Source organism: Mycolicibacterium vinylchloridicum (genome assembly GCF_013404075.1).
GTDB lineage: Bacteria > Actinomycetota > Actinomycetes > Mycobacteriales > Mycobacteriaceae > Mycobacterium > Mycobacterium vinylchloridicum.
Genome location: NZ_JACBJQ010000028.1, coordinates 41,586 through 56,346 on the forward strand (window position 1 = coordinate 41,586; position 14,761 = coordinate 56,346).

The 14,761-nt window shown below is 66.0% G+C and carries 15 protein-coding genes; 12 read left to right on the plus strand and 3 right to left on the minus strand.

Annotated features, from left to right (window positions below; genetic code table 11):
• Window positions 1–4: 4 nt before the first annotated feature.
• On the minus strand, window positions 5–1,519 hold the full coding sequence (locus HPC46_RS21820) for an alpha/beta hydrolase (protein WP_407665544.1): 1,515 nt from the start codon (window positions 1,517–1,519) through the stop codon (window positions 5–7).
• 28 nt (window positions 1,520–1,547) lie between these two features.
• Here HPC46_RS21820 and HPC46_RS21825 point away from each other — a divergent pair, with 28 nt between their 5' ends.
• The 9 genes from HPC46_RS21825 to HPC46_RS21865 all read left to right on the plus strand — a co-directional run bounded on the left by HPC46_RS21825 (window position 1,548) and on the right by HPC46_RS21865 (window position 8,385).
• The gene (locus HPC46_RS21825) at window positions 1,548–2,591 is read left to right on the plus strand and encodes an alpha/beta fold hydrolase (protein WP_179473770.1); all 1,044 of its coding nucleotides are present in this window, start codon (window positions 1,548–1,550) and stop codon (window positions 2,589–2,591) included.
• 75 nt (window positions 2,592–2,666) lie between these two features.
• A complete protein-coding gene (locus HPC46_RS21830) occupies window positions 2,667–3,344 on the plus strand; it encodes a class I SAM-dependent methyltransferase (RefSeq protein ID WP_179473772.1) in 678 nt (225 codons plus the stop codon).
• Window positions 3,345–3,402: 58 nt separating this feature from the next.
• Window positions 3,403–4,326: a TIGR03564 family F420-dependent LLM class oxidoreductase gene (locus HPC46_RS21835; RefSeq protein WP_179473774.1), complete on the plus strand. Its 924-nt coding sequence runs from the start codon at window positions 3,403–3,405 to the stop codon at window positions 4,324–4,326.
• 195 nt (window positions 4,327–4,521) lie between these two features.
• A complete protein-coding gene (locus tag HPC46_RS21840; protein WP_179473775.1) occupies window positions 4,522–5,286 on the plus strand; it encodes a cutinase family protein in 765 nt (254 codons plus the stop codon).
• A gap of 167 nt (window positions 5,287–5,453) precedes the next feature.
• Entirely contained in the window at window positions 5,454–5,975 is a 522-nt protein-coding gene (locus HPC46_RS21845) for a hypothetical protein (protein WP_179473776.1), read from the plus strand.
• A gap of 79 nt (window positions 5,976–6,054) precedes the next feature.
• Window positions 6,055–6,366, plus strand: a complete 312-nt coding sequence (locus tag HPC46_RS21850) for a hypothetical protein (RefSeq protein WP_005148199.1) — start codon at window positions 6,055–6,057, stop codon at window positions 6,364–6,366.
• 91 nt (window positions 6,367–6,457) lie between these two features.
• The gene (locus tag HPC46_RS21855; protein WP_179473777.1) at window positions 6,458–6,922 is read left to right on the plus strand and encodes a hypothetical protein; all 465 of its coding nucleotides are present in this window, start codon (window positions 6,458–6,460) and stop codon (window positions 6,920–6,922) included.
• 192 nt (window positions 6,923–7,114) lie between these two features.
• Window positions 7,115–7,864 carry a dienelactone hydrolase family protein gene (locus HPC46_RS21860; RefSeq protein WP_179473778.1) on the plus strand — a complete coding sequence of 250 codons (750 nt, stop codon included), beginning with the start codon at window positions 7,115–7,117 and terminating at the stop codon, window positions 7,862–7,864.
• Window positions 7,865–7,875: 11 nt separating this feature from the next.
• The gene (locus HPC46_RS21865; protein ID WP_179473779.1) at window positions 7,876–8,385 is read left to right on the plus strand and encodes a hypothetical protein; all 510 of its coding nucleotides are present in this window, start codon (window positions 7,876–7,878) and stop codon (window positions 8,383–8,385) included.
• Between the two features lie 44 nt (window positions 8,386–8,429).
• On the opposite strand, the gene HPC46_RS21870 is transcribed toward HPC46_RS21865, so the two are convergent.
• Window positions 8,430–8,918 carry an Rv1443c family protein gene (locus HPC46_RS21870; protein WP_179473780.1) on the minus strand — a complete coding sequence of 163 codons (489 nt, stop codon included), beginning with the start codon at window positions 8,916–8,918 and terminating at the stop codon, window positions 8,430–8,432.
• Window positions 8,919–9,006: 88 nt separating this feature from the next.
• Between HPC46_RS21870 and HPC46_RS35080 the strand changes: the two genes are divergently transcribed.
• A complete protein-coding gene (locus HPC46_RS35080) occupies window positions 9,007–9,624 on the plus strand; it encodes a TetR/AcrR family transcriptional regulator (RefSeq protein ID WP_179473847.1) in 618 nt (205 codons plus the stop codon).
• 137 nt (window positions 9,625–9,761) lie between these two features.
• On the plus strand, window positions 9,762–12,044 hold the full coding sequence (locus HPC46_RS21880; RefSeq protein ID WP_179473781.1) for a putative bifunctional diguanylate cyclase/phosphodiesterase: 2,283 nt from the start codon (window positions 9,762–9,764) through the stop codon (window positions 12,042–12,044).
• Here HPC46_RS21880 and HPC46_RS21885 read toward each other — a convergent pair.
• Window positions 12,038–13,393 carry an NAD(P)/FAD-dependent oxidoreductase gene (locus HPC46_RS21885; protein WP_179473783.1) on the minus strand — a complete coding sequence of 452 codons (1,356 nt, stop codon included), beginning with the start codon at window positions 13,391–13,393 and terminating at the stop codon, window positions 12,038–12,040. The genes HPC46_RS21880 and HPC46_RS21885 overlap by 7 nt on opposite strands.
• Before the next feature lie 368 nt (window positions 13,394–13,761).
• Between HPC46_RS21885 and HPC46_RS21890 the strand changes: the two genes are divergently transcribed.
• Window positions 13,762–14,760 carry an alpha/beta hydrolase gene (locus HPC46_RS21890; RefSeq protein WP_179473785.1) on the plus strand — a complete coding sequence of 333 codons (999 nt, stop codon included), beginning with the start codon at window positions 13,762–13,764 and terminating at the stop codon, window positions 14,758–14,760.
• Window position 14,761: the final 1 nt, after the last annotated feature.

The following is a 14,761-nucleotide window of genomic DNA, read 5'->3' on the forward strand; positions in this document are numbered from 1 at the left end:
CTCGTCAACACCGTTGCCCGGGATCGGGCGCCCGAAGATCGATCAGAAACGCATCACCCGCCGCGCGCACACACGGCGTGCCGGGAATGAATGCCGTGTGTTGGGTGCCCTCGAACGTCAGCAGGGGAGCGCCGAGTTCAGCCGCGACCTCGACGCCGACCTGATAGGGCGTGGCCGGATCGCCGGTCGTCGAGATGACCATCACCTTGCCCGGTCCCGGCCAGGATGCCGGTTGCGGGGCCGCTGCCGGCCTGACCGGCCAGAAGACACACTGGTCGCGAGGAGCGAAACCGGTGAACGAGCCGTAACTCTCGAAGGGCGCCGCTTCGCGCACCCGCCGGTCGAAGTCGACCCACACCGCGGGATCGCCGGGGTAGGCGGCGTCGACGCATTGGGTCGCCGCCAGCACATTCCACTCCGGGCCGTAGTGCCCGGCGGTGTCGCGTCCCAGGAACACGTCGGCGAGTTCGAGCAGATCGTCGGCGGGCTTTCCGTCGCGCAGCGCCCGCAGTCCTGCGTTCAGCGCCGGCCAGTCGTCCTGGCCGTATAGGGCATACTCCGTCGCGGCGATGGCATCCGAATAACCCAGTCCCCGTGGATCTTTGGTATGTCCACGGTGATTCACCAACGGGTCGATCAGGTCGTGGAACCGCGCCACCGATCGCGCCGGGTCGGCACCGAGCGGGCAATCGGGCAGCTGCGCGCAGCTCCGGGCGAATTCGTCGAAGGCTTGCTGGAATGCCGTGTCCTGGGCGAGATCGTCGGCGATCGGGTCGACCTGGGGGTCCTCCACTCCGTCGAGCAGAGCGGCCCGCACCCGGTTGGGAAACATCTCGCCGTAGACGATGCCGAGCATGGTGCCGTAGGACATCCCCACATAGGTGATCTGCTCCTCACCGAGAGCTGCGCGCAGCGCATCCATGTCGCGCGCGGTGGTCGCCGTGCTCATGCCGGCCAGGAACGCGGCCCCCATATGGTCCAGGCACGCCTGAACGAAGCGGCGGCGCTGATCTTCGATATGTGTCACACCGGCCGGGCTGTAGTCGACCTGGGGATCGCGTCGCAGTGCGTCGCGCTCGGCATCGGTCAGGCAGTCGAGACCGGGTTCGGAGAAGCCGACGCCGCGCGGGTCGAAGCCGACGATGTCGAAATGTTGCAGCAGTGCGGAATTCGGGGTGCGCGCGATGTAGTCGCGGACGAACTCGACGGCCGAGGCCCCGGGACCACCGGGATTCATCATCAGAATGCCGAGCCGCCGTCCTCGAGCCGGCACCCGGATCACCGCCAGGTGTGCCTGTGCGGCTTGCGGATCAGCCGCGCCGTCCCAGTCGACCGGAACCGTGAACGTGCCGCATTGAGCGGTGGGGGCGTCGCTGGTGTCGAGCCACTCGGCACAGCTGCCCCACGCCAGCGGCTGCGCCGTTGCCACCGGCATGGCCACCGTGGCTGCGAGCCCGATCGACAGTGCACCGACCGACGCCGCGAACACTCGTCCGGACCTGCTCAACATGGCCAACATCCTTGCAGGGAGCCGTACGCTCATGGCGATGCTCGACAAGTCCGAGATTCGTTTTCTCCCCGTCGGTGCCCGCCGGCTGGCGTACGAGGTGCGCGGCGACGGCCCGCCACTGGTCGCGCCCGCTTGGTGGGTGAGTCATCTCGAACTGGACTGGCAGAGCCCGGATGTCCGCCGATTCTGGGAAGGCGTCGCCGAGGACTACACCCTGATCCGCTACGACCGGCTCGGCGTCGGGATGTCGGACCGCATTGTCGAGCAGGCCGACCTCACCCTCGACGGCGAGGTCACCGTCCTGTGCGCGCTGCTCGACGAACTCGGGCTCGAGCGGGTTTCGCTCATCGGCGGCTCGTCCGGCAGTTGCACCGCCGTCGCGTTCGCGGCGGCGTTCCCCGAACGCGTCGAACGTCTGGTCCTGTACGGGTCGTATCCGCACGGCGATGCGCTCACCGCGCCGGGGGTAGGGGACGCGATCGTCGCGGCGGTGCGCGCTCATTGGGGCCTGGGCGCGCGCATGCTCAGCGACATCTTCCTCGGCAACGCCGACACGGCAGAACACGACCGTTTCTCCCGGCTGCAGCGCGAGTCGGCCACCGCGGAGACCGCCGCCGCGCTGTTGGAGATGGTCTATCGCCTCGACGTCCGTTCGCAGCTGCCCCTTGTCCGGGCGCCGGCGACGGTCGTGCACCGCCGCGACGACCGCGCCGTGCCCTACCGGCTGGGGCGTGAGGTCGCGGCCACGATCGGTGGCGCCACCTTCATCCCGCTGCCCGGCCAATCGCACTTCCCCTGGCACGGTGACGTCGATTCGGTCGTCCGAGCCTGCCGCCAGGGCCTGGCGCCGCAGCGGCCGCTAGCCGCGGGCGCGGATCAGCCCGGGCCAGTCCCGCTGTCGACGCGCGAACGCGAGATCCTCGCCTGCGTCGCACACGGTCTCGGTGACCGTGAGATCGCCGGACAGCTCCAGCTGAGCCCGCACACCGTGCACCGCCACGTCGCGAACATCCGGCGCAAGCTCGGTGCGGCATCGCGCACGGCCGCCGTCGCCCAGGCCGCACGACTCGGTCTCGTATAGCCGAAACCGGCCATCACCGAAGAATGGCCGCTCTTGGGGAGGCGCCGGCGGTCGTGCGACTCGTAGATTGCCGGCATGACCGAAACCGCTGCCAACGAAACAGGCACCGAAACCCCGACGAGTGCGTCGTATTCAGCTTGGCTGCGCGTATTCGCCGTGCTGTACGACCCGGTCCTCTGGATCGGGGAGGTGGCGGGCATGCGCCGCCGCCGGCGGGCGCTGGTGGCCGAGGCGTGCGGACGCGTCGTCGAGATCGGGGCGGGCACCGGGCTGAACGTGAAGCATTATCGCGACGGGCTGGACGACCTCGTGCTCACCGAGCCGGAACCCGGCATGCGGCGCAAGCTCGCCGGCGCGGTGAGCCGGCGGGGTTTGGCCGCGCGGATCGTCGACAGCCCGGCCGAGAGCCTGCCGTTCACCGACGCATCCGTCGACACCGTGGTGTCGACGCTCGTCCTGTGCACGGTCGACAACCCGGAACGGGCCCTGCGGGAGATCGCCCGCATCCTGCGCCCGGGCGGACGGCTGCTGTTCATCGAGCACGTCCGGGCAAGGTCGCGTTTCCTCGCCGCGTGCCAGGACACGCTGTTACGCCCGTGGCGCGGGTTCGCCGGCGGCTGCGTCTGCAACCGCCCCACCTTGGAGCTGATGCGCGCCAACGGCTTCACTGTCACCGCCGACGATCAGGTGTGGCGCGGGATGCCGGCGATCGTCCGGCCGCTGATCGTGGGATCGGCGACCGTCCACCCGTAGCCGGCGCATCGCCGCGAAACGCACCCCGAATGACACGCCCACGATGCATGCTGGGGGCATGCAGGTCAGTATGTTCGGGCAACTCAGTGGATCCGGCACCGGATCGCCCATCGATGCGACGATCGCGAACCTCACGATGCTGCGCGACGAGGGCTTCAAACGGGTATGGATGAGCCAATTGCCTTACGAGCCAGACCTTCTCACAGTTCTGGCGGTCGCGTTGCATGAGGTTGACACGATCGAGGTGGCCAGCGGTGTGGTGCCCATCCAGAATGTGCATCCGATGCTGATGGCGCAGCGCGCCCTGACCGTGAGCCTCGCCTCGGGTGGCCGATTCATCCTCGGGCTGGGCATGACCCATCAGGCGGTCACCGAGGGGATGTGGGGCATCCCGTGGGACAAGCCGGTACGCAGACTCAACGAATACCTCGACGGGCTGCTGCCGCTGCTGGAGGGTCAGCCGGCCGCCGCGGAGGGGGAGACAGTGACCACCCGGGGTGCCCTGATGATCGCCGGGGCACCGCGGCCCGACGTCTATATCGCCGCACTGGGTCCGCAGCTGCTCAAGATCGCCGGACGGCGCACGGCCGGCACCTGCACCTGGATGACCGGACCCAAGACGCTGGCCGACCATGTCGGGCCTGCGCTGCGGCAGGCCGCCGCCGATGCCGGACGCGAAGGCGCGGTGCGCGTGGCCGCCTCGCTGCCGATCAGCGTCACCGACGACGTGGACACCGCACGCAAGCAGGCGGCCGAACAATTCGCCATGTACGGCCAGCTGCCGTCGTATCGCGCCATGCTGGACCGTGAGGGTTATGCCGGTCCCGCGGATGCCGCCATCATCGGCGATGAGGACACGGTCCGGGGACGGCTCGACGAGCTTCGGACCGCCGGGGTCGACGAGTACGTGGCGGCGCCGTTCGACCCGTCATCGGAGGGCCGGGCCCGCACCCGGGCACTGTTGCGTTCGTACGACGCTTAGCTCCTGCGTTGGCGCGGAAAGCGCCACTGAAATACCGGTTTTCACGCCGGCTCGGCGGCCAAAGCCCTGGGGTACGGCCGCGTTACCAACGCGTCACGAGCCGTCGGCCATCCCGGGAATGGCTTTTCGCGCCGGTGAGATAGATCACTTGACATCGGCGGAATCGCAGGTAGGGGATCACGGCTTTAAGCAGGCATGAGCACAGCATTGTTGGGCCGGGCGGCAAAAGTCACGCAGTCGGCGATCTTCGCGGCACTCGCACTAGGCGCCGTCGTCGCGGGTCCCGTGGCAACCGCCAACGCCGCCGACGACTCGTGTGCCGCCGTCGAGGTCGTCTTCGCCCGCGGCACCTTCGAGGCGCCGGGGGTCGGCGCGACCGGGCAGTCGTTTGTCGACGCGCTGAACGCCCGGTTGCCGGGTAAGACGGTCGAGGCATACGGGGTCAACTATCCGGCCTCGTTGAACTTCGGGCAGGCGGTCGACGGTGTCGCCGACGCGGCCAACAAGATTCAGGCGGTCGCCGCCGAATGCCCGGCGACCAAGATCGTGTTGGGCGGTTACTCCCAGGGAGCTGCGGTCGCGGGCTACACGACGTCGAGCACGGTTCCCGCGGGAGTAACGCTGCCCGCCAGTATCTCCGGGCCCCTGCCCGCGTCCGTCGCCTCCCATGTCGCCGCGGTTGCTCTGTTCGGCACGCCGGACGACTGGTTCCTGGGACTGGCGGACCGCAGCGCGCCGCCGATCACCATCGGCGATCTGTACGCCGGTAAGACCATCCAGCTGTGCGCCCCAGGCGACCCGGTCTGCTATCCGGGCGGCCTGGACCGTTCTGCTCACAGCGCGTACAAGATCAACGGTATGGCCGATCAGGCGGCTGACTTCGTAGTGAGCAAGCTCGGCGGTCCCGCACCCGAAGCGGTGCTGGTGCAGGCCTCCGCCGACGTCGCCACCGGCAACTGAACGCGTCGGTCGAGAAATCACAATCGAGTGCGACTGCTCGGGATCTCGGTCACCATGTCGAGGTGATCGCATCCCGTTCAGTCGCCTCGATTGTTTCTGTTGTAGCCCTTGCCGTTGGCACTGCGGTCACGTCGTGTAGCGCAAGTGAGACCCACGAGCCGCCGGCCGTGGATTACGCGGTCTATGCCGAGTACTCACTGACGAGCAAGCCGATGGTCGCAGGGTGGAACACACGGGCGTTCAACAAACGCGAAGTCGAGGAAGGCAAGAACATCAGCCTCGATGACCAGACCGGCGTGGTGACCCTCAAGCCTGGTCGGTATCGCGTCACGGCCATGTCACTCGTCAACTATGCCGATCCGGCGAATCCGACCGTCATCCCGACAGTGTCGGCTCCGCCGGCGGGCTATGCGCGCCTTCGGTATCTCAACGACGCGCTGCCGCCCGACACCGTCCCGACCGCTGACGTGATCAATGCCAGCAACGCCAAGGCGCTGTCGGTGGGCACGGGAAGCGACGCCAATGCGCTCCCCAGCTTCATGGATACCTTTCTCACAGTCACCGACGAAGCCAAACTCGTTGTCGAACACCAGGTCGGCGAAGATGTCAAGGGCCTCTACTTGCAGGTCAACGAGAACAACTCGGTGTGGCACATCAACGCGCGCATCACAATTCAGCGCATCTCCTGACGCTGGCCTGCGGCTCGGGCACCGCGCGAAATCGACGGTAAGCGTTTGGCGGCCCGCCGAATGGGGCAGGCTCATCTGCATGAGGAAGCTAATCCGTCGCTCAACAATCCTGACGGCCGCCTTCGCGCCGATCGCCGCCCTGTCGCTGGTGGCTCCAGCACCCGGTTCAGCGGACCCACTCAACTGCCAGAACGGGGAGTGGTGGGATCCGGTCGCCAACGTCTGCCAGCCGCCGGTGGCGCCCGTCCCGTTGAATTGCCAGAACGGCGAGTGGTGGGACCCGGCCGCCAACGTCTGCAGGCCGCCGGTCTCGCCGGTACCGCTCAATTGCGACCCCGGACAGTATTGGAACCCGATCACCAATGTCTGCCGGCCGCTTGGTCAGTACTAGGGCCGGGATTGCGGTCTGCGCGGCCGCCGGCGTGGTGGCCGCGAGTGTGATCTGGCCACTCGCCTCGGTGCACGTACGAGCCGGGTCGCCGATGCGGATCGGCGTCGGGAAGCCCAGGCAGGATCCAAACTTCCCGACTGTCGACCCGGTATCTGGCACGCCGGACGCATGGATTTCGGTGGTATGTGCACCGCGTCTCCGTCAGGAGCATATCGGAGGTGACCGATTACCGGCGGCGGGGACCGTATTGCTTTCACCCAATACGACATTCGACGTACCTCGAGCGACCTACAGCGCAGTATGCCTGGCAACCGATGATTCGGCTTCCGACCCGGTTCTCTTGGCGGCTCAGTACCTCGACGAAGATTCGATGCAGCTCGATCTCGCCGACAATGGCATCGAGTGGTACTGCTTCGCGGGGCATCAGGGGCGGCTCGTGGTGATTGCCACGCGCGCCGATGAGCGCGAGGCGGGACCGAATGGCTTCACCGTCTCACCGGTTCTGCGGCCGCTGACCTCGTACGGATTCAATGTCTACAGCGACCCGGGGTTGTAGCAAGAGCTCGGAAAAGCGTTGGACTTGAGCCCGTTCCCGTTGATAGCGTGCGCGAGACCGTGACTTCACACGAGGAGGTGAGACCCATGAACGCAGTAGCCAGGTGGGTGCTCCCACTCGTGTTCGCGGTCGGCCATCAGGCGTAGGTGTCACCGGGAGCGCCCGAAACAGGCACTCCCGAAAGGCAACACCATGCAATTCACTTCTGAGACAACGTCGCACGGCGTCGTCGAACGTCATTTCAATCTCGGCGAGATCACCGGCGTGCTCTGGTCGCCCACGTCCGGCACAGCCGGCTCGCCGCTACTGCTCATGGGCCATAGTGGCGGCATGCACAAAAGGGCACCGGGGCTGGTGGCGAGTGCACTCCACGGCGTGGCCACCTATGGGTTCACCGTCGCCGCCATCGATGCGCCCGGGCACGGTGACCGGCCGCGAAATCGTGAAGATCAGCGGTGGGCTGACGCGATCCATCGGGCCCGGGCAGCGGGGGAGCCGATCGCCGAGATCGTCATCGATTACAGCTGGTCGCTCGCGCAGCGCGCGGTACCGGAATGGCAGCGAACTCTCGACGCCCTGCAGGCGTTGCCCGATATCGGCCTCGGACCGGTCGGCTACGGCGGCATGACGCTAGGTGTGGTGACCGGTGTGCTGTTGGCGGCCGCCGAACCCCGCATCAGAGCCGCGAGCTTCGGTGCGGCGTTCGTCGATGACGCGCTGATTGAGGCGGCCGGGCGGGTCACCATCCCGATCGAGTACCGGATCCCCTGGGACGATGAAGAATTCAACCGCGACTGCGCCGTCGCGCTGTTCACCGCTTTCGCGTCGACGGAGAAGTCGTTGCACGCGCGATCGGGCGGGCACTATCCCGTACCCGACGATGAGCGCGACAGCTCGGCTCGGTTTTTCGCACGCAACGTCGGGCGACTCGGGGCGAACTAGAATCGGACAGCATGGTTGACGAGCCTGGGGCCCGTGAGATCGCCGAAGGGAAATTCGACGGCAAGGACGTGCTGCTCGGTCCCGCCCAAGAGCTGAACGACGGATGGTTCTTCCCGTGCGTGGCGAAACGAACCGACTTCGTCGCCGGTGTCATCGTGAACAAGAAAACCGGGCAGCCCCTGCGGATCTTGACCGACTCCGCGCTGGACCGCGACCCGGCCTTGTACGACCGCGGCTACCACTTCCACATGTACGACCTGGTGGTTCTGACCGTAACGAGCGTGGAAGAGACCGTGCGAGTGCTGCATGCCCTCAATGAAGTCACCGAGGACAAGTACTACAAGAACGATCGGGTTTACCGTGTCGGGCGCGCCCTCACCGAAGCCGAAGTACGAGAACGCATCTCGAATCTCCCGTGCGTCTTCAGCGGCAGATTCGAGCTCCATGTCGACACGCTCGAGCAGGCTCGCGAAGCCGGCTGGTTCTCGTTCAAGACCTTCGAGTATCGCGGCAAGAAGTGAGCCACGCTGGCATGACCGCCATGCCACAACTCACCGGCCGCGCCTCATGGATCAACCCGGACGCCGCCGTAGGCGGTGCCCTCGGGCAGCAGGTGCTGCCGCACGAGCCTGTGCCACCGCCGTTGGCGGTACCGGAAGATGACGTTGGCCACGGCCACGGCCAGGGCGGTCGCGCGTCCCGCGTCGATGTCGACGGTGTCGCTGTAGCGACAGGTCCTGTCGTCGATCGCTTCGACGTGCAGGGTGTGATTCCAGGCTTTGAGCAGTCCGCCGCGCTCGTGCGTCCGCACCGTGTGCGTGGCCGCGTCGACGTCGAGGACTTCGATCGTGTGCCGATAGGCGGGAACGATGTGCAGGACGAAGAGCCACCCGGTTCCGCTTTCACCCGCACGGAACGGCTCGACCCGTCCGGCGAGTGCGGGCATTGTGAACAGGCCCTTGCACAGGTAGAGGAACGTCGCGGGAGAGAGCATCGCCGGCCACACCCGCTCGGCGTTGGTGGGCAGGACCGTGTGATGGTGGATGGTGCGCATTTCCGGCACTCCTTCGCGCGAGTTAGGTTACCCTAAGCCTGCCAGTGCCCGGACCGGCTGACTACTCGCTTTTCAGGGGAGGACGACGATCGCCCCCTCCGACCGCTTCCGACAGCGCAAGCAGCCGAAACAACTCAGGTCCGCCGAGACCCGGCAACGCATCGTGGATGCGGCTGCTCAGATTTTCGCCGAATACGGCTACGCCGCGGGAACCACCAACCGCATCGCCGAGCGCGCCGGCATGTCGATCGGCTCCGTGTACCAGTACTTCCCCAACAAGGACGCAGTGCTGCGGGCCTTGATGCAGGCGCACGCCGACGCCGGGGCGCGATTGATCGCCGAGCGGACCTCCAACGGACTGCCTCCGGCGCTGGATGACGCCCTGCGGGTGTTCGTCCGCGCGACGATCGACAATCACCGCGACGATCCACGGCTTCATCGCGTGCTGTTCGAGGAAGCGCCGCGCGCACCGGAGTTCCTGGCCTACATCCACGACATGGAGCGGCAAGCCGTCGAGGCCGCCGCAGTCCTACTCGACGCGTATCCGAGCACTCGGGCCAGTCGCCTCACCGCTCCTGTCGTGGTGACAACCATCGAGTCGCTCGTGCACCGGCTCGTGACGACGCAATTACCGGTCGATCTCGATGAACTCGAAAATGAAATCGTGCTCCTTCTCGGGCGATATCTACGAGACGCCGACCAATAGTCGTTGCACCGCAGGCACTTTCGTACTCGTCCAGCACCGCGCCGATGGGCGGCGCATTTAGTTGGGTGATAACGGTCCAGCGAGCAAACTCTTCTGCCAGGATATGGACGTCAACGCCGCGGGCTGGAGGGGACGCGTTGCCGTTTGCGAGCCGCCGCCTGCGTAGCGGATTATCTGCCGCCGTTGTCGCCGCGGCAGGGTTCAACGCGCTCGGTCTGTGGCCAGTGGCGACGGCGCAACGCGTTCAGTTCGTCATCGAAGCAGTCCTGTGTGTGACCGCGTTGGTTGTCGGGTTGGTGGTGGTGCGCCGGGTGACCGGCCTGTCGCGCTGGTGGAGAGTCACCCTGCTCGCGGCGATCGCCGTGTACCTGGCCGCTGAGTACCTCTCCCGGTTGGGCCACGCTCCAGACCTCAGCCCGACCGCGCCGGCAGCGGCCGTTGCCGGCTACTTTGTCGCCGGCCTGTTGTTCGCCTCATCGATGGTGCTTCTGGTCCGAGCCGGCCACAACGACGACAGCACAAGATCGGTACGGACATGGCCGGGGGTCATCACCACCGTCCTCGACGGTCTACTGGCGGCGCTGGCGTTCTCCCACCTGGTGTACGTCGCCAGGTTGGGTGCCATGGACGGCGCGGCGCTGCCCCGGTCGACCAACTCCGTCGTCGTGTTCGGCATCGCCGCGGTCGAGCTCGTCACGGTCGTGGGCGCAGTCCTGCTTGCGATGTGGTATCCGCCATACCGGCCGGGCCGGACGAACTACATGCTGCTCGCGGGCTCGGTGATCACGCTGACATCCGCCGACCGGTTGCTCGCCTATTTCCGCAGCGTCGCAGTAACGGGAACGGAATTGTGGATCGGCGTCGGATTCGTCATCGCTCCGCTGCTGATCACGTTGAGCCTGCTCGAATATCCGCCGCGACCGCGGCCGCCCCGCGATGAGACGGAAGAGCCGACCAACTGGGCACAGCTGACCCTGCCCTATGTGGGTTTCATGGGCAGCACCGCTCTGCTGACGTTCCATGTACTCATCGGAGCCAGGGTCGACCCGGTCTTCATCAGCACCTACCTTGCGATGGCGTTGCTTGTCGCAACGCGCTATGTGGTCGCGATGCGGGTGCAGCGGATGTTGACCAAACAGCTCCTCGACGCCAAGCGCCGGCTGGCCCATCAGGCGCACCACGACGCCTTGACCGGCCTGCCCAATCGATTGTTGTTGGCGCAACGGCTCGACGAGGCAATACGCGACGGGCCATTCGTCTTGATCTTCGTCGACATCGACGACTTCAAAGTGGTCAACGACAGATTCGGGCACGCCGCCGGCGACGAGCTGCTGTGCGCGATCAGCGCACGCCTGCAGAATTGTCTCGGTCCGGGGGACACGCTGGCGCGCATCGGCGGAGACGAGTTCGCGATCCTTATCGCCGGGGCGGTCGGGCCGCCCGAGATCGTGGCGGACCAGCTGCGGGTGGCGCTGCGGAGCCCGTTCTCGGTGCACGGTACTTCGGTACGGGTGCGAGCCAGCATGGGCCTGGTCAGTCCCGGATCTGATGGTGTGCCAGCAACATCCGACGATCTACTGCGGCAAGCCGACAACTCGATGTACACCGGAAAGCGGCTGGGCAAGGACACCGCAGTGGTGTATCGGCCGCCGTTCAGTGTGTCGGAGGATTTTCCGACTGCCCTTCGGCAAGCGAATGGCGATGCTCCACCAGGGTTCCAGCTCAAGTATCAGCCGATAGTCGCTCTGCCACATGGCAATCCGATCGCCGTTGAGGCACTTGCCCGGTGGACGGCACCCAGCGGAATACAGATCCCTCCGCAGACCTTCGTATCGCAGGCCGAAGCCAACGGGATGGGGGCCCAACTCGACGCCCTGGTCCTCGATCAAGCCTGCGCGCAGATCAAAGCGGCCGGCCTGGATCTCGACGTCCACATCAACATCGGCGCGGCGCGGCTCGGCAGCGTGGAGTTCGAGCATGTCGTGAGCCGCACGCTCGCGCGGCATCTGCTACCTCCACACCGGCTCGTCCTGGAGATCACCGAGACAGTGCCGATCGTCGATCTCGCCGAGGGAGCCGCCGCCATCAGGCGGTTCAACGCACTCGGCGTGCGGGTTGCCCTCGACGATTTCGGCGCGGGGTACAACTCGCTGACGTACCTGCACGAGCTGCCCGTTCAGATCGTGAAGCTCGATCGCGGGCTCGCTATGGGCGTCGAGCCGGAACGAAACCTGTTGCTGTACCGCTCGGTCACCGGTCTCTGTGAGGCATTGGGCCTCAACGTGATTGCTGAGGGAATCGAAACCGCCGACCAGGCGGAGACGATCTATATGGCCGGATGCGGACTGGCACAGGGTCACCTCTTCGGGCCGGCATCCACGCTCGCCGACATCGCGGACGCGGCTGTCAAACCTTATTGAGGCGGATCGAGTTTGGGGTGATGTGCGTGGTGCACCGGCGATTCCCACGTGTAGGGTTCGTGACGATGTCCGGAGCCACCCAGGATGAACGTCCGGTCACTGCGGTCGCCCCGAGCGATGCTCGCGATCCACGTTCCGACTGTGCTGAATCGGTTGCGTACGCCGGTGAGGAAGGCGATGTGGATGAAGGCCCAGCCCAACCAACCGGCGATGCCCGTGAGCTTCACCGGCCCGGCCTGCAGCAGGGCATGTCCACGACTGATGTAGGCCGCCGACCCGAGATCGCGGTAGCGGAAGTCCTTGCGGGTGGTCCCGCCGAGATCGCGCTTGATGCTGGCAGCGGCGTGCAAGCCGCCCTGCATGGCGTTCTCCGCAACACCCGGTAGTCCGTCGCGCCCGGCGAGGTCGCCGATGACGAACACCTCGGAACGCCCGGGCACCGACAGATCAGCGTCCACCGAAATGCGACCCGCCCGGTCGGTCTTGGCGCCCAGCATCTCGGCGGCATGCCGGGCGAACGGTACGGCTTCGACACCGGCCGTCCACAGCACCGTCCGGGTGGCGTAGTCCTTCGCGGGTCCACCGTCTTTCGGAGTCACAGTCACCCCATCGCGCCGAACGTCGGTCACGTGGACGCCCAGGTTGAGCTCGACGCCCAGCTTCTCAAGCACCCGTGACGCTTGTGTGCACAGGCCTGGTGCGAAGCCCTTGAGAATTCGGTCGCCGCCGTCGAACAGCAACACCCGGGCTTCCTGCGGTTCGATGCTGTGGAATTCGTTGGCCAGCGCACGGGTCGCGAGTTCCCTGATCTGCCCGGCCAATTCGACGCCGGTCGGTCCCGCGCCGGCGACGGCGAAGGTCAGCCATGGGTCCCGGTCAGGGCCAGGCGGGAGGGTCTCGGCGATCTCGAAGGCGGCGAACACCCGACGGCGGATACTGAGCGCATCATCGAGTGTTTTCATGCCGGGCGCCCAGGCGGCGAACTGTTCGTTGCCGAAGTAGGACTGGCGCATGCCGGCCGCGATCACCAGGTAGTCGTAGTCCAGGTGGAAGGTCGTCTCATCGGGGCGGCGGGCCGTGACGCGACGCGACTCGGCGTCGAGATCGATGGCTTCGCCGAGCAGAGTGGTCACGTTGCGGTGGTGTGCGAGTTCTTCACGCAGTGACCGGCTGATCTGCCCGATACTCAACGTTCCCGTCGCACATTGATAGAGGAGCGGCTGGAACACGTGGCACGCAGCGCGATCCAGAAGCGTCACGTCGACGTCGACGCGCCCGAGGCGCCGAGCACAGAACAGGCCACCGAACCCACCGCCGATGATGAGTACCTTGGGGCGTTCATTGCCCATGTCGAATCAACCCCTCTTGGTTTCCATCTGATGAGTCCGTACCCGCGCCCATACGGCGATACTCACACGGTTCCGGCCGGAGGCGTCGGCGCGGGGGTCTTTTGCCGGCGCCCCGGCCTTCCCGCTGGACAGGTTCGCTGAGACAGTCGCCGTCGGTGTTAAACCGCACACGAACCCATACTCGGGTGTAATGACCGCCGTCGCGGACGATCCAGCAAATTCAGCCAGCTGGTTTGCGCGTGGCTGAACTGCGCAAAATGTGATTCTGTTAAAACACTGTGAATCTCGGTGCGCCGCTTGTGTAAGCGCGGTGAGGACCCTGTATATCCCATGTGAACGTTTCCGATCACAAGTAGCGAGGGCCTGACGTGGTGACTCGATTGATCCTGAGCGGTGTACGCGCGCTCATCGTGGTGCTCATGTCGTTGGCCGCTTTCCTGGCCGTTCCGCCCGCCAGTGCGGATCCCGCCGGGGGAGCGCGCATCACCGATATTCAGCACGTCACCGACCGCTGGGACAAAGTATCGGTGTACTCGCCGTCGATGAACGCGGTGATCGTCAACGACGTGTTCAAGGCCCCGAAATCCGGGGCGCCCACCTTCTACCTGCTGCCCGGTATCGACGGTGGTGACAACCTCGACCCCGGTGTCAGCTTCGCTCCCGGCACCAAGAGTTGGTTCGGCATGACCGACATCCAGGGCTTCTTCGCCAACAAGAACGTCAACGTCGTGTCTCCGCTCGGCGGGCAGTTCAGTTGGTGGACCGACTGGGTGAACGATCCGACCAGGCAGTACCAGACTTATATGACCAAAGAGCTTCCACCGCTCATCAATGCGCAATACAAGGCCAACGGCAGGAACGCGGTCGGGGGATTGTCGAGCACCGGCGGCACCGCAATCGATTACGCCGTTCAAGCACCCGGTACGTATCGAGCCGTCGGTTCGTACAGTGGATTCCTCACACCGTCGGATCCGCAATCGGCACAGCAGATTTCGCTGACGTTGTCCACCGGCGGCCTCAGTGGCGAGAACATGTGGGGGCCGTTGGCCGGGCCGGGTTGGGTGCAGCATGACCCGACGCAAAACGTCGGTCGCTTGAAAGGTGTCGCGGTCTATGCTGCCGCCTCCGACACCGGCGACGTCGGTGCCGTCGACCGACTGCCGGATGGGTTCGGCCCCAACATCACTGGCGGCTTCATCGAACGCATCGTCGCCGACAGCACCCGGCGATTCGCCGACACTGCCAAGGCTGCTGGAATCCCGGTCACCTACGTCGCTCGCCCACAGGGCTCCCATACCTGGGGCCTGTTCGAGTCGGAGATGCAGGAGTCCTGGAACTCCACCATCGGGCCCGCATTGGGGGCATAGC